The organism is Thalassospira tepidiphila MCCC 1A03514 (assembly GCF_001662875.1).
In the GTDB taxonomy this organism is placed as follows: Bacteria; Pseudomonadota; Alphaproteobacteria; order Rhodospirillales; family Thalassospiraceae; genus Thalassospira; species Thalassospira tepidiphila.
Genome location: NZ_JPVZ01000011.1, coordinates 1 through 15,691, shown reverse-complemented (window position 1 = coordinate 15,691; position 15,691 = coordinate 1). Strand labels below are relative to the sequence as shown.

The 15,691-nt window shown below is 56.7% G+C and carries 15 protein-coding genes and 3 tRNA genes; 15 read left to right on the top strand and 3 right to left on the bottom strand.

Annotated features, from left to right (window positions below):
* Positions 1–5 precede the first annotated feature (5 nt).
* From TH4_RS17950 to TH4_RS17890, 13 genes are all read left to right on the top strand, one after another.
* Complete coding sequence (locus TH4_RS17950) at positions 6–413, top strand: Bbp16 family capsid cement protein (protein ID WP_064782209.1); 408 nt, start codon at positions 6–8, stop codon at positions 411–413.
* Positions 414–453: 40 nt separating this feature from the next.
* Positions 454–639 (top strand): hypothetical protein, encoded by a 186-nt coding sequence (locus TH4_RS17945; RefSeq protein ID WP_064782208.1) that lies wholly within the window; start codon positions 454–456, stop codon positions 637–639.
* 85 nt (positions 640–724) lie between these two features.
* On the top strand, positions 725–1,309 hold the full coding sequence (locus TH4_RS17940; protein WP_064782207.1) for a phage connector family protein: 585 nt from the start codon (positions 725–727) through the stop codon (positions 1,307–1,309).
* Positions 1,310–1,312: 3 nt separating this feature from the next.
* Positions 1,313–3,133, top strand: coding sequence for a phage tail protein (locus tag TH4_RS17935; protein ID WP_064782206.1), 1,821 nt, complete (start codon positions 1,313–1,315; stop codon positions 3,131–3,133).
* The gene (locus TH4_RS17930) at positions 3,133–3,549 is read left to right on the top strand and encodes a hypothetical protein (RefSeq protein ID WP_064782205.1); all 417 of its coding nucleotides are present in this window, start codon (positions 3,133–3,135) and stop codon (positions 3,547–3,549) included. The genes TH4_RS17935 and TH4_RS17930 overlap by 1 nt, the downstream gene beginning before the upstream one ends.
* Positions 3,549–5,570: a hypothetical protein gene (locus TH4_RS17925; protein WP_064782204.1), complete on the top strand. Its 2,022-nt coding sequence runs from the start codon at positions 3,549–3,551 to the stop codon at positions 5,568–5,570. The genes TH4_RS17930 and TH4_RS17925 overlap by 1 nt, the downstream gene beginning before the upstream one ends.
* 3 nt (positions 5,571–5,573) lie before the next feature.
* The gene (locus TH4_RS20825; protein WP_209272171.1) at positions 5,574–9,191 is read left to right on the top strand and encodes a hypothetical protein; all 3,618 of its coding nucleotides are present in this window, start codon (positions 5,574–5,576) and stop codon (positions 9,189–9,191) included.
* A gap of 60 nt (positions 9,192–9,251) precedes the next feature.
* Complete coding sequence (locus TH4_RS17915) at positions 9,252–11,180, top strand: hypothetical protein (RefSeq protein ID WP_064782203.1); 1,929 nt, start codon at positions 9,252–9,254, stop codon at positions 11,178–11,180.
* A gap of 9 nt (positions 11,181–11,189) precedes the next feature.
* On the top strand, positions 11,190–11,375 hold the full coding sequence (locus tag TH4_RS17910) for a hypothetical protein (protein ID WP_157097790.1): 186 nt from the start codon (positions 11,190–11,192) through the stop codon (positions 11,373–11,375).
* A 118-nt stretch (positions 11,376–11,493) separates the two neighbouring features.
* Positions 11,494–11,700 carry a hypothetical protein gene (locus TH4_RS17905; protein WP_245227992.1) on the top strand — a complete coding sequence of 69 codons (207 nt, stop codon included), beginning with the start codon at positions 11,494–11,496 and terminating at the stop codon, positions 11,698–11,700.
* Positions 11,701–11,737: 37 nt separating this feature from the next.
* Positions 11,738–11,923 (top strand): hypothetical protein, encoded by a 186-nt coding sequence (locus tag TH4_RS17900; RefSeq protein ID WP_157097789.1) that lies wholly within the window; start codon positions 11,738–11,740, stop codon positions 11,921–11,923.
* Positions 11,920–12,300: a D-Ala-D-Ala carboxypeptidase family metallohydrolase gene (locus tag TH4_RS17895; protein WP_157097788.1), complete on the top strand. Its 381-nt coding sequence runs from the start codon at positions 11,920–11,922 to the stop codon at positions 12,298–12,300. The genes TH4_RS17900 and TH4_RS17895 overlap by 4 nt, the downstream gene beginning before the upstream one ends.
* Position 12,301: 1 nt before the next feature.
* The gene (locus TH4_RS17890; RefSeq protein ID WP_064782200.1) at positions 12,302–12,982 is read left to right on the top strand and encodes a hypothetical protein; all 681 of its coding nucleotides are present in this window, start codon (positions 12,302–12,304) and stop codon (positions 12,980–12,982) included.
* A 9-nt stretch (positions 12,983–12,991) separates the two neighbouring features.
* Here the strand turns inward: TH4_RS17890 and TH4_RS17885 are convergent, their stop codons facing one another.
* From TH4_RS17885 to rlmB, 3 genes are all read right to left on the bottom strand, one after another.
* Positions 12,992–13,972 carry a tyrosine-type recombinase/integrase gene (locus tag TH4_RS17885; RefSeq protein WP_064782199.1) on the bottom strand — a complete coding sequence of 327 codons (981 nt, stop codon included), beginning with the start codon at positions 13,970–13,972 and terminating at the stop codon, positions 12,992–12,994.
* 151 nt (positions 13,973–14,123) lie between these two features.
* Positions 14,124–14,200, bottom strand: a tRNA-Thr gene (locus tag TH4_RS17880).
* 108 nt (positions 14,201–14,308) lie between these two features.
* Complete coding sequence (rlmB, locus tag TH4_RS17875; protein WP_008892100.1) at positions 14,309–15,181, bottom strand: 23S rRNA (guanosine(2251)-2'-O)-methyltransferase RlmB; 873 nt, start codon at positions 15,179–15,181, stop codon at positions 14,309–14,311.
* A gap of 194 nt (positions 15,182–15,375) precedes the next feature.
* Between rlmB and TH4_RS17870 the strand changes: the two genes are divergently transcribed.
* A tRNA-Tyr gene (locus TH4_RS17870) sits at positions 15,376–15,460 on the top strand.
* A gap of 36 nt (positions 15,461–15,496) precedes the next feature.
* Positions 15,497–15,570, top strand: a tRNA-Gly gene (locus tag TH4_RS17865).
* Positions 15,571–15,691: the final 121 nt, after the last annotated feature.

The following is a 15,691-nucleotide window of genomic DNA, read 5'->3' as shown; positions in this document are numbered from 1 at the left end:
GAACCATGATTGATGCAAAGGGCATCTTCTCGGACGAGCAGGCGGTAACGGCGTCTGCAAAGTCCACCAACTCCCTTGATATCGGGGATTATCGCGGCCACGGCAACGAGATGTATCTCGTAATTGCTGTGACCGAAGATTTCGCCACCCTTACCAGCCTGACGGTGACACTGGAAGATTCCGCCGATGACAGTTCGTTCGCGACGGTTCTTTCGACGGCAGCAATTCCGGTTGCGACCCTTAAGGCGGGTTATCGGTTCGCAATTGAGCGCATCCCGTTCAATTGCCGCCGCTATCTGCAGGTCGGCTTCACGGTGGCTGGCACCAACGCAACCACTGGCAAGATCGACGCGTATGTCAGCCCGGTCATCCCGGAATGGTATCGCGATAGCCAGAAGGTCGGTTACGTCTGATCGTGACCTGATCGACGTGTAACAACGAAGGACAGGAACGATGACGCACACCTGTGAAACCAAGTGCCAGTATCGCGGGAAGCTTTGGCATCCCGGCGACAAACTGGTCGCTGACAAGAATGAAAAGGTGCCGGAACATTTCAAACCCGACACCAAACCCGCCAACAAGGCCGCTGATAAACCACCGGCCAAACCGGCACCGAAACCCGACACCAAACCCGCCTGACACGGCGGGCTTTCTTTTTCCTCGTGAACTCAGGGCTGCCCGGTCGGGTGGCCCTTTTCTTTTGATCCTTTAATGAGGGCGCGCAATGCCGAGTGAAACCAGTATTGCCAATGTCGCGATGCGTCATTTGGGTGAAGACCCGATTTCATCGATTGATGAAAACAGCGAAAACGCGCGCCTTTGCAAAAAGTATTTCAATGACGCCAAGGCAACAGCCCTTGAAGAATATGACTGGAAGTGGGCCAAGGAGCGTCACCAGCTTGCCGCTGACGCGACAGCACCGGCGTTTGGCTATGACTATCGGTATTTGCTGCCGGCCGATTGCGTTTCGGTCTTCTGGGTCGGCAAGAACGGGGTCGAACTAAAGTCATCACAGCCGTGGGATGTTGAAGGCGAGTACATCCTTGCCAACGTCGAAGCCCCCATTCAGATCGTGATGACGTGCAACAAGTCGAGCTATGCCCGGATGCCGCAATACGTGGCCGAGGTCATTGGCGCGCAACTAGCCGTTTGCATCGCGCAGGTCCGTAAGGGCAGCGATACCAGCCTTGAGCGCATGGAAGGCAAATACGACAAAGCCGTTGCCATGGGCAAGATGAAGGACCGCCGCAAGCAGAACCAGGTCGAAGAACAGGGCGCGACCCAGTTCGAAGAAGCCATGGGGGTTTGATCGATGGCGGTTCGCACCCTTGGACAATCCAGCTTTGACCGTGGCGAGATCAGCCCGAAATATGCCGGTAACGTTGATCTTGAGAGCTTTCAGCGCAGTCTAGCCGTTTGCGAGAACTTCATCGTTCTGCCGCAGGGCATGTTGACACGTCGCCCCGGAACGCATTTCGTTTGCGAGGTTAAAGACAGCAGCAAGGCCGTGCGCCTTTTGCCGTTCGAGTACAGTGCGCTCGACACCTACATTCAGGAATGGGGCGAGAACTATATCCGGTTCTATCGCAATTTGGATGATGACACGTTCGGCCAGATTCTTGACGGCAGCAGCCATATCTATGAGGTCACGACGACCTATAGCGAAGCGCAAATTCCAGAAGTTGATTACATTCAGGTCAGCGACACGATGTATCTGGCCCACGGCGAAAAGAGCCCGGCCACGCTGTTGCGAACCGATCATGACGATTGGACCCTGAACGCAAGCCCGACCATCACAGCGAAGCCAACGGAATGGGCGAGCGCCAACTGGCCATCAAAGGTGACGCAGCACCAGCAACGCCTTTGCTTTGCGTCGACACCAGCCAAGCCGCGGAAGATGTGGCTGAGCCGAACGCCAAACACATCTGGACCACGCCTACTTGATTTCACGACGGGCACTGACGCCGATAACGCTCTGGTGTTTGACATTGTTGGTACTGGCGAAATGCAGTGGCTTTCGTCTGGTCGCGCTCTTTACCTAGGCACCACCGACGAAACGCGAACCGTTTCCGGATCAGGCGGTTTCTATGAGCCGATTACACCCACTTCAATCCTGAACCGCGATCATGCCAACGAGCGATCAGCCGCGATCAAACCTGTTCGTCTCAACAACTCGCTGTTCTTTGTGTCGCTTTCCAAGACGCGGGTCCACGAGTTCAGCTATGCCTTTGAGGATGACGCGTTCAACGCGCCTGACGTGACCAAATGGTCGGATCATATCGCAGGTCCGGGCAGTAATGGCGGAATTGTCGAAATCGCAATCACGCGCGATCCGGTGCCGATTATCTGGGGCTGCCGCAATGATGGTCAGTTGATCGGCATGACCTATGACCGAGAAAGCGGCGTTTATGCCTGGCACCGTCACAAGATCGGCGGTTCCTTTGGCGGCAACAATTGGGGAAAGGTCGAAAGCATCGCTTCGGTCTTTATGGGTGGACGTGACGTGCTTTGGATGGTTGTGGCGCGCGAGATCAACGGGCAGACCAAGCGATATATCGAATACATGGAACCGTTCCATGACCCGGTGGACGAGAACGACATCGCATCGGCGCGCTATCTCGACAGTTGTATCAGCTATACCGAGGAAACAGCGACTGGCACGTTTACCGGCGGGGGGCACCTCCAAGGCGAAGAGGTTCAGGTCTTTGCCGATGGCAGTCGTCTGCCGGCACAAACCATGCCGGGCAGTGGCGAAATCGTGTTGCCCAACGAACGCACCGCGAATGAAGTTCTGATCGGGCTCAACGCGCCGTCGCTGGCCACGACACTGCCATTTGATCCGGGTTCGGTTCAGGGCACTGGCCGGGCCAAGGAAAAACGACCGCTCAAGGCCTATGTCGATTTGCTTAACTCCGCCGAACTCAAGATCGGTGGCGATAAAGACACGCTCAACAACACCACTTTTATGACCAGCCAGACACCGATTGGCACGGTGCCGGAGCTTTATACCGGCATCAAGGACCTGCCGATCAATTCATCGAGCGGCAAAAACGCAATCTTCTCCTTCGGGGCAGACGGCCCGTTGCCGTGCAACGTCCGCGCCTTTGTTCTCCAGATTGAAACGGGCCAGTAATGTTTGAAAGCATTTTGAAATGGGCCAATGCGGCGGCACCAGCCCTTGGCGCAGCAGCATCGGCGTATTCGGCCTATGAGGCCATCCAATCCTCGAAACGCCAATCTTCCCTTATCAATGAACAAGCCAACCGACAGGCTGCGGCAACACGACGTGACGCGCAGCGTCTCAAAGCCAATCAACGCGCCCGTTTTTCGGCGGCGGGCGTCACGCTTGAAGGCACGGCAAAAGATATTCTGGACGAAACAGACGCCTTGGCGGAACAGGACGTTGCCGACATCCTTTATTACGGCAACCAGTCCGCCAATCAGGCCCGTAAAAGCGGTCGCGCCACAGCGATCGGCAACAGCCTTTCCGGGGCAGGGTCGCTTCTGGGCGGGTACAAGACGTGGCGCGAACTGGGGTTCTTTAACTGATGGCAAACAACATTCCGCAGTTTTACAGCTCTAACCCGAATATCGCACCGTCACGCATCGGGGCAGGCTACGACGATACGCAAACCATCCTGCGCGGTGCCGGTGATCTGATGGCTGGCGCACAGCGTGCCTATCAGCCGTTTGTTGAAAAGCAGCAGAAGCAGCAGGAACTTACCCAGAAAACCAACCTGATCAAGCTCCAGCGCAGCGTCGAAGACGAGGCGTTGCGGGCCTATGATGAAATTCAGGGTCAGGAAGGCTTTGCGCAGCTTTCGACCGAGGAAGCCGTGAACCTGTGGCAAGAACGGGTCAACACCACGCTTGACGCGCAACTTGATGCCTATGGTTTTCAGGGCGCTGAACGGGATTATTATCGCGAACAGGCCCTTGGCACCAAACGGGTTGCAACGGCGCGGGTCGGGATCGGTTCGGCCAACTCGAAGGCCAAGATTGATGACGTGAACACCACGCTGACCGGCGAGGTCAACATCATCAGCAACCGGCTGCTTGACGCGCCAGACACCCTGAAAACAAGCCTTGAAGACCTCCGCGATAAATACGGCACCTATGTCGATGTGCTGGGCGAAGACCGAGTCCGCAAGTCTGCCATGGCGCAGGCCCCGGTTCTGATCGAAACGTCGGTTCAGGGCTATGTCAATCAGGGCCGGTTCTCCGAGGCGCGCGCGCTTCTGAACGATAAGGGCGAAATCAAGGTCACGTCGGCCCTGACCGCAGATCAGCGCAACGGCATGCTGGAAGGCGTTGATCGTGCCGAGGCTGCATTGATCAAGGCACAACAGGCCGCAGCCGATGAACAGCGGAAAATCACGGACGCCGCGGCCCTTGTCGGTGCGGCCTATGGCGGGGCGGTTATTCTGGATGACCGCAACAAGGAGCATCGCGACGCGGTAAACCTGTTCTTTGATCAGATGACGCCGCAACTTGCCGAAATGAGCCCGAATGATCGTACCGAAACGCTGGCGGAATTTGTTGGCGGGGTGAAGGTGGTGCCAGACGCCATCAAAACCATGATCAGAACATCCAAGTTCGCGCCTGCGGAACAGCAGGCCGAGACGGCAGCCTTTATCGGCAAGGTCGAAGAACTTGCGCCTGGTCTCCTGCAATCCACTTCCGGTCTGACCGATGTGGATATGGCACGCAGCGAGCTGATCAATTCAATGGTCGCGTCTGGTCAGTCGGTAACTGATGCTGTGGAACGCACCAGCCAGATTGTTGATCCGAACAACTCAGCCATGATGAAGGCGCGCAAGGAAGCGTTTGGCGATATCGATCCTATTACGGCGGATGCTGTAGCTGATTCATTTGACACTGTTCTGAACTGGCAGGCCGATGTTCCCGATCATCTGGTGGCTGAGCTTGAGCGCGACGTGAATGGCGTATTCCTGCGTCAGTATCAGTTGACCGGCGACGAGGACGTTGCGCGCGACTATGCCCTGAAACAGGCCGCCAAAATCTGGGGGCAGACCGAAGCTGATGGCGGCAAGCGCCTGATCAAGTACCCGCCAGAGGCGTTTTATGCATTCAACGATGACAATGGCTGGATGCAGCAGCAGTTGGTTGCGGATGTGGCCGATTTCACCGGATCAGCGGCAGACGATCTTGACGGCCGGGTGTTTATCCATAGCGACAACATGACAGCCCGTCAGGCCAGCGTGCAGGCCCCGACCTATCAAGTGTTGCTGCAGGACGATAACGGCGCGCTGGTGCCGCTTGACGTGCGCTGGGCACCAGATAGCGCCAAGGCCGCCGAGGAATGGCGCAAGGCCAGAATTGAGGAAGGCCGCGAGAAACGCGACCGTGACGCTGTTGTCGATGTGCCGATCAAGATCAATGGCGAGGATGCCGGATCGCTGATCACCATCGGCAAGTTCGACTGGGGCAATGCCTTTAGCGATAGCACATGGCGGCCGCGCGACCCTGAAACGGGTGAGGCCATCGAACCGGCACCCTTCTTTGGCGAAGGACCGGACAGCAATATTGCGCCGGATTTGAACGAGTAAGTCATGACCCTGTTTGAAACCAGAAACACTGCGGCGGGCCAGATCGGGACAATCCCAGAAGCGGTTGCGCCCGATACCCCGGATTTCTTCCGTGAAACGGTCCCGGCGGCGTTTCGCCTCGAAAACACCATCGGCGCATCTGTTCAGGACCGTTTCAAGCCGCAGCGCGACGAACGGCACCGCCTGGTCATTGATGAAGCATTCGACCCGTTCGGCGACATCGCCGGATATGAGGACTTTTCCGAAAGCTTTGCCTTTGCCAACAGCGCCGAGGAAGTGGCCCGGGTAAAGCGCATCATTGATCGCGAACGCAAGGACCGTGAAACCGTGGCTGCCGCCGGACTTCCGGGGATGGCGGCAAGTTTTGGTGCAGGTATCTTTGACCCGATCAACCTTGTCCCGGTCGGCGGGCAGGCCTATCGCGCCTATTCTATGGGTGGATCGATCCTCAAAGGCGGACTTTCCACGGCGCGTGCCGGTTTTCTTGGCTCGACCGCGGCGGAAACCATTCTTTATAACGCCCAAGAAACGCGCAGCATTGGCGAGGCGGCATCAAACATCGCGGTTGCGACGTTCCTGTCAGGCATTCTTGGCGGTGCAGCCGGTTCGTTTCGTCGCAGCGTTGATAATGTCGTACCAGATGCAGCGCCGACCCGAACTGCGGCCCGCGACACAGCCGATATCGAAGCGGCGGCAAGGCTTGAAACGGTTCTGTCGCGCGAAGGTGATGGCGTTGTTGCCCGCCAGATCGATGAGCAGATCACAGCACCGCGCGGCGAGATTGATATCGCGACCGATGGCGGTCCGGTTTTGGTGCGCTGGACCAATGACGAGGCAAGGATTGTTTCGGATGACGTGACTGGTGCGCCAGCCGCCATGCGCGACTATGCGCCGCAACGTGCCGATAACGGCGATCTGACTTGGACAGTGGAACGCGCCGCGCCAGATACCGGTGAAGTCCGTGCCGTGCGGTACGCCTTGTCACAAAGCGACGATGGGTCGCAGGTCCTTGAGGTTTCTATCGGTGACGGCGATCTTTCCCCGACGCGGGCCGAAGCGGCAGAGGTACAAACGGCGCGACGTGATCTTGTAACGGGAACCGCAGCGACGGCGGCGGAATTTGCGGCGAAGTCTGCCGACATTTCGCGCGCCATTGATAGCGATCTGACCGTGCCAGGCTATGCCGATGTTGACCCGATCCGCCCGCATACCGTCGAAATCAAGGCCGATGAACTGGCCGCTGATGCCGGTGAAACGGTTCTGACCAGCGACGACTTGCCAGACGTGCAGCGACCAGCGACCGGGCAGGGCGGCTCAGTCGGTGCCGCCGCGTCGAGCCGCAACAATGCCGAGGAAAAGCTGAAATCTGCCCTTGGCATGGAGCGTGCCGTGCGGTTCCAGGACCCGATGTTGCGCGCCGCCACGTCGCAAAGCATCACGACCCGCCGCGTTGTTCAGGAATTGGCCGAAACACCGCTGACCTATGAAAAGAACGCACTCGGTACTGCAACGCCATTGGCGGCCGAGACAGAAATCAAGATGTCGCAGGCCGGGCTTTATAACGCGGTGCGTGAAACCGATGACCTGTTTGTCAAATATCGCCGTGGCCGCAACCGTCGCCCCGGTGATCTGACCCGGATCGGTGCGTCTGATCTTGTCGGGCGCAGCGACGGAATGCTGGATCGTGTCCGGTTTAACGAGGAAATCGGGCGCGCCATGCGTCGCGGTGATCGTCACGATATTCCGGAAGTACAGCAGGCCGCGAAGGTATGGCGCGACAAGGTCTTTGACCCGCTGAAAAAGGACGCGATTGATCTTGGCCTTTTGCCCGATGGCGTTGATGTCGAAACCGCAGCCGGGTATTTGAACCGCGTCTATAACAGCGAAAAGATTTCGGCCCGTCGCGGCGAATTTACCACCATCGTTGCCCGTTGGCTTAAGGCCCAGCAAAGCAAGGAAGGTTGGGAAGACGCAGAAATCTTTGATCTGGCCGACGAGATTGTTGACCGCGTGCTTGGCACGCCTGATGGCCGGTTGCCCTATGACGCCTATCTTTCGCGTGACAGCAACCCGATCCCTCAAAGCCGGGCAAAGCGGGAGGTCCGCGGGCCGCTCAAGGGTCGTGTCTTCATGATCCCAGATGAAATGATCGAGGAATTTCTCGAAAGTGACATCAACGTCGTGGGCCGGATCTATACCCGCACCATGTCCGCCGACGTTGCATTGACCAGAAGGTTTGAAAGCGCGGAAATGGAAGCCCCGCTGGGTGAGATCCGCCGCGACTATGCCAACAAGATTGCAACGGCCAAGACCGACGCGGAACGTACCAAACTGTCAAAGGCCCGTGACGCTGATATCCGTGACATTGCCGCAATCCGTGACCGGTTGCGGGGCACCTTTGCCCTGCCGCGTGACCCGAACAGTGTTCTGGTGCGTGTCGGTCGCGTGGTGCGGTCGCTGAATTACCTCCGCCTGTTGGGCGGCATGACACTTTCCGCCATCCCGGATATTGCCCGCCCTGTCATGGTGCATGGCTTGGGCCGTGTCATGGGGGACGGTCTTGGCCCGATGGTAAAGAACTTCAAGGCGTTTCGCCTGGCCGGTGATGAAGTCCGCCAGGCAGGCACGGCACTTGACATGGTGCTTGATAGCCGGTCGATGGCGATTGCCGATGTTGCTGATGATTTTGGCCGGCATAGCAAGTTCGAACGCGGGATTCGCTATGCCGCTGACCGGTTCGGGGTGGTGTCGCTGATGGCACCATGGAACGCGGCGGTGAAGCAGTTCGCCGGGGTTGTCACCATGTCGCGCGCCCTTGATGGTGTGGACAAATGGACCAAGGGCATCGCCGATACCGCCACCGTCGAAAATCTGGCCCGCGCCGGGATTGATGAAGACATGGCACGCCGGATCGCGTCAGAGTTTGCGGCGCATGGCGATAACGTCGATGGCGTCAAGCTTGCCAATACCGCGAACTGGACCGACCGAAAAGCGGTTCAGGCCTTCCGGGCCATGATCGTCAAGGACGTGGATCGCACCATTGTAACACCGGGGCAGGACAAGCCACTTTGGATGTCGACCGAACTTGGCGCTGTCATCGGGCAGTTCAAGTCGTTCTCGATTGCCTCGACGCAACGTGTGTTTCTTGCTGGCCTGCAACAGCGTGACGCGGCGTTTCTGTCTGGTATGTCGATGATGGTGGGGCTTGGCATGCTGAGCTATTACCTCAAGGCCAAGGCCGCGGGATATGAGCCGACCGATAACCCCGGAACATGGATTGCCGAAGGTGTTGATCGATCCGGTTCGCTTGGCTGGTTCTTTGAGGTCAACAACCTTGCCGAAAAACTGACCCGTGGCCGGGTCGGGGTGTCGGCACTGACCGGCGGGCCTATCATGTCACGCTATGCCAGCCGGAACGTAATCGGGGCTCTGATCGGCCCGACCAGTGGCGCGATCAGTGATGCGGCACAAGCCATTGGCGCAATGAGTGCCGGGGATTGGCGCGAAAGCGATACCTCGGCGATGCGTCGCCTTCTTCCCTATCAAAACCTGTTTTACATGCGATGGCTTCTTGATGAGGCCGAACGCGGCATCAACAACCAACTGGGTGTCGCCCGGTAATTCAACCATCACCTGACAACTTCACCCGCCACATGGCGGGTTTTTTATTGGGATAATGCCATGACGGTAGAAAACCAGCTTCCGCCGACCACGACCGCAGGGGATGGTTCGACGGTTACGTTTCCGTACAACTTCAAAATTCAGGACGTGGCAGACCTTGATGTCACGCAAACAATCGTTGCGACGGGTGAGGACACCACGCTTGAAATCGTCAGCTCGACCGGCATTGGCGATCCGGCGGGTGGCACAGTAACATTCGCGTCGGCTCCGCCTGCCGGTTCTGTTGTCAGTGTCGATAACAAGGCCCCGATTTCCCAGCCGCAAGAATTTGATGGCAACGATATTTATCCGAAATCAGTTGAGGATGGCCTTGATCGCAAGACGATTGAGAACCAGCGCCAGCAGAGCGAGATCAACCGCACGCTGCGCCTGCATGTGACGGACAGCGAGGCGGTCACCCTGCCGCATAAAAGCATCCGTGCAGATGCATTGGTTGGGTTCGATGCAACTGGTGAAAATATCACGATGGTTAAGGGTGCCGCAGCATCCCAATCGTATGTCGATCAGGCCGAGGCTCAGGCCGACCGTGCCGTTGCAGCCGCAACTTATCCCTACACCAGCGGGGAACAGAAAACCGGCGCGTTCATGCCAGGCACTGGCGAAAGCCTGACGCTGTTCACTTACAACAATGCGTCTGATGCCGCAGTGACGCTGCCCGCGCTTTCCGGTTTGGCAGCGGGGTACAATATCGGCATTTGCCGCACAGCAGGCAGTGGTGATCTGACGATTTCAGCGGCGGATTCCGCTCTTATCAACGGTGCATCCAGCATCGTACTTGCCAGCGATTACCTGTGCCTTGATTTCACGGTCAACGACGCCGGTGATGAGTGGGTTACAACCGACAAGGCGCTGATCGGGTTGCCTGTCGGGACATCGGCAAACAACATCGTTGCGCTGGACCAAAACGCAATGTTGCCAGAACTCGACGCAACAAACCTGATCAACGTACGCGACAACACAGCAAGAGACACTGCGCTAATCTCATACATCAAATCGGATATCGCAATCAGTGATCCAGGTGGAGTGTATGGCGGCATCATCAGCGACAACTTCATCTCAGATACCCTTTCTGTTTCTACCAACGCGACTTATGACGCTACAGGAGACTATTATTCTAATGCAGCAGAGACCGTAATCGCATCCGCAGCAGCATCAACAAACAGCTCTGGAAACACGGGTAGAACAGTTCGGCAGCGCATCGCTGCTGCTGCAATTTCGTCGGGCGGTCAGTCAGTTTCGGTAACTTTCAAGGCGAGCAGCTCAGCTGGCCTGACAATTGGCTCAGCATATATCGGCATTGCGGCAGCATCAGGAGACGCATTCGACTTTGCTTCGACACCTGTGCAGCTTCTTTTTAGCGAATCTGGAAGCGCTGTCATTAGTGCTGGCGCGACGGCTACTTCTGACTTTTCTTCGCTAGATTTCGAAGGCACTGATGATCTGATCGTAGCTTTTTATATTTCTGCTGGTGATATCCAGTTTGGGTCACCGTCAGCGAACTGGAACGCTTATTATAAAACTGGTGACGAAGCCTCAACTGTCGATGCCACCGGATATACCGCAGATACAGGCAAGACCTATGGCGTTACAGGAGTAAGCGTCCAGTCTGTTAGCGATATGACGCTGCAATCCGCAGCGGCAACACTGGAAACCGCTAACCCATCCGATATCACAGCCATGTTCCGCGTCGAGGACATTGACCCGGTGACCAACGGAACAGACCGCGTAATCTCTTTTAGCATCGATAACGGCGTGACTTTTTCAGCGGCAACTATCTCGGTTTTGGGGGCTTATGGAGATGACGACACGCTGATCAAGGCGACGGCGAATGTCGAAGCCCAGACAGGTGACCAGTTCGTAATGAAGTGTGTAACAGCCAACACAAAATCTCAGCGTATCAAGCAGTACGTTGCGGTTCCCGGATACTGAGGAATAACCATGACAATGAGCGTAAAAAAGCAGCGTCGTCTTGCCTACCCGCCAAATGGTGAGCAGCTCGACGCGATCTGGAAGTTCATCAACCAGCAGCGCCTTAACGGCGTGGACTTGCCTGCCGATACCGACCGCGTCCTGAACAAGGTTCTGGCAGTCAAGCGCGACATCCCCAAACCAAAGAAAGAGTGACGCCATGAAAACGATTGTCCGTTGGTACGGGATCGCTGTTGCCGCGGTCCTTTTTTTATTGCCTTGGCCCCTCACATCTGGGGCCGAGGCATCACCGGTCTGCGGGGATCGCCAGAAGGTGATCGACAGTCTCCGGGCCAAATACAGCGAAGAACCTGTTGCGGTCGGTGTCACATCAAACGGCGGTGTGATCGAGGTTCTTAAAGCCCCAGACGGGCAGACATGGACGATCCTGTTTACGTATCCATCCGGACCAAGCTGCCTCGTCGCTTCTGGCGAGGCATGGGAATATCTCGAAGACAAACTCAAAGGACCGGCCGCATAGAGCGGCTTTTTTTATGCGAGCAGCAATGGGGAGCAGCATGATCGACAAAATCAAAGCGGCCGCGCCAGCGGTCGGGGGTGCCGGTGGTTTCTTCGCGCAATTCACGAACTGGGAACCTGCGATGAAGCTGGTCATCGGTGCGCTTACGATCATGTGGCTCCTGATGCAGATGTACTACAAATGGCGGAACAATCGCCGCCAAGACAAAGGAGCGGCGCAATGATTAACTGGAACGACTACCCGAATTTCACCAAGACCGAGTTTGACTGCAAGGAAACCGGCAAGAACCACATGCAGAAGCGGTTCGTTGATGTCCTGCAGGCGATCCGCACCGAGTTTGGCAAGCCGATGACGATCAGTTCCGGTTATCGCGACCCGACTCATTCAGCCGAGCGCGGCAAATCTAACCCCGGCGCGCATACCTATGGCTGTGCCGCTGATATCGCGGTCAGCGGCGGCGATGCCATGCGTATTATTTTCCTTGCCTACAAACACGGTATCCGCCGTATCGGAGTGTCGCAGAAAGGCAGCGGTCGCTTCCTTCATCTCGACATGGCCGAGCAGCACGGTTTCCCGTCACCGGCACTGTGGAGTTATTGATATGGTCTTCCCATTGCTTGCCATGCTGCCCGGTATCTTTACCGCCATCTCTGGCGCCACAGAACTGTTTGATGCCGGGAAGCAGGTCTATAACGAAGTCACGGGCAATGCCGCCCCGGACACCCCGGCAGCACTGCAAAGCGCTGTTGAAAGCCTGCCTCCGGAACAGCAGGAGGCATTCGCCGAGCGGATGACAAAAGAAATCGAGATGTATCGCGCCCAGAACGAACGCCTCGAAATCCAAGGCGGACGGGTCGATGCTGAAACACTTGCCGTTCTGACGCCGGAAGCAGCAACAGAGGTTGCTATAATGCGGATGACAACGCGGCCTTGGGTGGTGCGCCAGTTGACCCGCGCCATGGTCTGGCCGGTGATGTCAGTCTTTGCCGTCGATATCGCCCTTGCCGTGATCAACACCTTCATTGCCGGTATCTGGGCGGTCTTCGGCGAAGCGGCCGCGCCGGTTCAATTCGAACTGGTCGCGGGCAAGTTCTTTGGCGATGGCGGCAGTGTTTATGTCCAGATGTATTCCCAGATCGTGGAATACAGTGCCTATATCGTGATCACCTACATGACCTTGCGCGAAGCAGGCAAGGCAGGCGGGCCGAAGCAAGTTGTTTCAGGTGCGATCAACAAGGTGATGACAGGCATCAAGTCCGTGTTTTCCGGTTCACGCAAATAAACATAACCGCTAATCAAGCCGCTTCGCCAAATCCTCTGCCGTCTCATTGTAATATGTCATCAATTGTTTGATGTCGTTATGCCCAACCATTCGGGCCAGCGACAGGACATCGAGTTTCTTGGCAAGTCTGGTGATTGCTTCATGCCGGGTGTCATGAAACACCAGATCCTGAATGCCGGACTTGTTCCGGATAATGCGATAATTCGAATCCAGTTGTCGCGATGTAAGCCGGAAGATTGGCCCATTAGTCGGGGGCAAGCTGTTCAGGGCTTCGAGAATTTCCATTGCACGACTGGATAGCGGAACCTTGCGTGAAGTACCGTTCTTGGTTTCGCGCAGCGTGGCGACACGGGTTTTTGTGTTGATGTCGCCTTGATGGAGCCCGCAGATCTCTCCGGCACGCATAGCGGTTTCGATGGCAAACAGAAACGCCAGCCCAACCCGCCCAGGTATTTTGGTGTAATCTTCGCCGGCAAGCGATGTGATGATCTCGATTTCCTGTTCACTGATCAGGCGATCACGGCCCTGAGTGCCGCCCGGTTTTCTGATATCAGATATCGGGTTCTCTTTGATCCACTTCCATTCCCGCCGTGCCGTGGTCAGTGCCGCAGACATCAGGTTCAATTCTCGGATAACAGTACCGGGCTTGACCTCACGCAAGCGTTTGTCGCGCCATCGGCCCATTTCTTCCGGTGTCAGATCATCAAGCAGCGTGTTGGCGATAGGGTCGCGGCAGAACTTCTCGATCCTGATCATTTCCCATCGGCCGCCACGCTTCGACGGCGAAACCTCACGGGCATATCTTTTCAGGATATCTGCAAAGGAGCGCTCTGACGCCTCTACACCCCTGCCTTCGATGATATTGCGTTCCTCAATCGTTGCCCAATCCTTGGCGTCGACCTTTCTATCAAACGTCTTTGACCGGCGCACCCCTTGGCGCGCGACTTGGGCCTGCCACTTCCCGTTGGCAAGCTTTCGGATGGTCGCCATACCCCGACTCCCTCTCTGCGAATTCGTAATTCGTTCGTAAAAGGGAATCAATTTCAAGCGAATTTTGGCGGATTTTTACGAATGCCAGAAAAACAAAACCCGCCAGAAGTGCAGAATATCTGCGCATTGGCGGGTGTTTGCGGATTATTTCTGGTGCCGGCAGAGAGACTCGAACTCCCAACCTTCTGATTACAAATCAGCTGCTCTACCAATTATAGCTATGCCGGCGTGAGCGGCGCGAACATAATCCGGGCCGCTGATGATTGCAAGAGTTTGAAGCACGGAAATTTACATCCCGTGAAAACCCCTCAAACGCACGTGTTCGTGGGCTGTTGCCTACTTGCGATACAGCTCGTAAAGCGCGACGGCGGCTGCGTTTGAAACATTAAGGCTTTCGATGCGATCCGACATCGGAAGCTTGACCAGGAAGTCGCAGCTTTCACGCGTCAGACGGCGCAGGCCTTCACCCTCTGATCCCATGACAATCCCGACACGGCCATGCAGTTTGGCTTCGGCCAGTGTCTGTTCTGCATAGCCATCCATACCTGCCAGCCAGAAATGCGCGCCCTTAAGCTTATCAAGCGTCTGGTTCAGGTTGCCGGCATGGATATAGGGAACGGTTTCAAGCGCACCGCTGGCCGATTTGGCAAGCACGCCGGTTTCGGGCGGTGCATGTCGGTCGGGCACGATAACGGCAGATGCGCCAAAGGCCGCCGCACTGCGCAGGATCGCGCCAACGTTATGCGGGTCTGTCACCTGATCAAGGATCAGAACCGTGCATTGTTCAGAATCGCGGTGATCGGCAATCAGTTCTTCGACGGAAAGCTGGGGCAGGGGGGCGCAATGCATGGCCATGCCCTGATGCACGGTGCCCGGCGGCAGCATTTCATCAAGGTCGGTGCGTCCGGCCGAATCTACCGCGATGTCATCGCGCTCGGCATCGGCAAGGGCGGCCATGACTTCATCACGGGTGTTTTCGGTGGCCCAGATTTTGTGAATCGTGCGCTGCGGATTGGCAATTGCCATCATTACCGGGTGACGCCCAAATAGAATCAGGCGCGAATTGCCACCCGATCCACCACCGTCACGGCCGCGTTTTCGTCCGCGGCGCGAATTGCCTTCACGGTTTTCATCGCCTTGCGGGAGGGCATCGGGTGCCCCGTCACCTTGATGACGATTTCCTGAACGGGATTTATTGCGACGCGACATATGGCGGAAACCTCCGGGCCGTAGGGGACTGAATGCAGTTTGCTTCGTTTGATCGGCGAAACTTGGCGAACATATAGGAAAGGAAATACGATTTCGTGCTTTTTTTGCTGTTGACAGGGTAGGTGCCTTCGCCGTATTCCCTCCCTCGCCGCAACGAGGCCGGGGTCAAACCCGGATGGCGTTACGACCCTGATGGAGGGGTGGCAGAGCGGTCAAATGCAGCGGACTGTAAATCCGCCGACTTAGTCTACGCAGGTTCGAATCCTGCCCCCTCCACCACTCTCTCGCCCTCGCGAGAGCTCGCAGCATAAATATGCGGGTGTAGCTCAATGGTAGAGCAGAAGCCTTCCAAGCTTACGACGAGGGTTCGATTCCCTTCACCCGCTCCAATATTCTTATGATGCAACCCGTCGGCTCGTGCGGTGGGTTACTACGTGTTTTTTTGGTTCGGATAATAGGATCTGAGGGCAATGGCCAAGGAAAAGTTTGAGCGTACAAAACCGCACGTTA

What these genes read in the sequence shown, in the direction of transcription:
- TH4_RS17950 (WP_064782209.1), top strand. Translation starts at nt 6, where the DNA reads ATGATTGATGCAAAGGGCATCTTCTCGGACGAGCAGGCGGTAACGGCG.
- TH4_RS17945 (WP_064782208.1), top strand. Translation starts at nt 454, where the DNA reads ATGACGCACACCTGTGAAACCAAGTGCCAGTATCGCGGGAAGCTTTGG.
- TH4_RS17940 (WP_064782207.1), top strand. Translation starts at nt 725, where the DNA reads ATGCCGAGTGAAACCAGTATTGCCAATGTCGCGATGCGTCATTTGGGT.
- TH4_RS17935 (WP_064782206.1), top strand. Translation starts at nt 1,313, where the DNA reads ATGGCGGTTCGCACCCTTGGACAATCCAGCTTTGACCGTGGCGAGATC.
- TH4_RS17930 (WP_064782205.1), top strand. Translation starts at nt 3,133, where the DNA reads ATGTTTGAAAGCATTTTGAAATGGGCCAATGCGGCGGCACCAGCCCTT.
- TH4_RS17925 (WP_064782204.1), top strand. Translation starts at nt 3,549, where the DNA reads ATGGCAAACAACATTCCGCAGTTTTACAGCTCTAACCCGAATATCGCA.
- TH4_RS20825 (WP_209272171.1), top strand. Translation starts at nt 5,574, where the DNA reads ATGACCCTGTTTGAAACCAGAAACACTGCGGCGGGCCAGATCGGGACA.
- TH4_RS17915 (WP_064782203.1), top strand. Translation starts at nt 9,252, where the DNA reads ATGACGGTAGAAAACCAGCTTCCGCCGACCACGACCGCAGGGGATGGT.
- TH4_RS17910 (WP_157097790.1), top strand. Translation starts at nt 11,190, where the DNA reads ATGACAATGAGCGTAAAAAAGCAGCGTCGTCTTGCCTACCCGCCAAAT.
- TH4_RS17900 (WP_157097789.1), top strand. Translation starts at nt 11,738, where the DNA reads ATGATCGACAAAATCAAAGCGGCCGCGCCAGCGGTCGGGGGTGCCGGT.
- TH4_RS17895 (WP_157097788.1), top strand. Translation starts at nt 11,920, where the DNA reads ATGATTAACTGGAACGACTACCCGAATTTCACCAAGACCGAGTTTGAC.
- TH4_RS17890 (WP_064782200.1), top strand. Translation starts at nt 12,302, where the DNA reads ATGGTCTTCCCATTGCTTGCCATGCTGCCCGGTATCTTTACCGCCATC.
- TH4_RS17885 (WP_064782199.1), bottom strand. Translation starts at nt 13,972, where the DNA reads ATGGCGACCATCCGAAAGCTTGCCAACGGGAAGTGGCAGGCCCAAGTC.
- rlmB (WP_008892100.1), bottom strand. Translation starts at nt 15,181, where the DNA reads ATGTCGCGTCGCAATAAATCCCGTTCAGGAAATCGTCATCAAGGTGAC.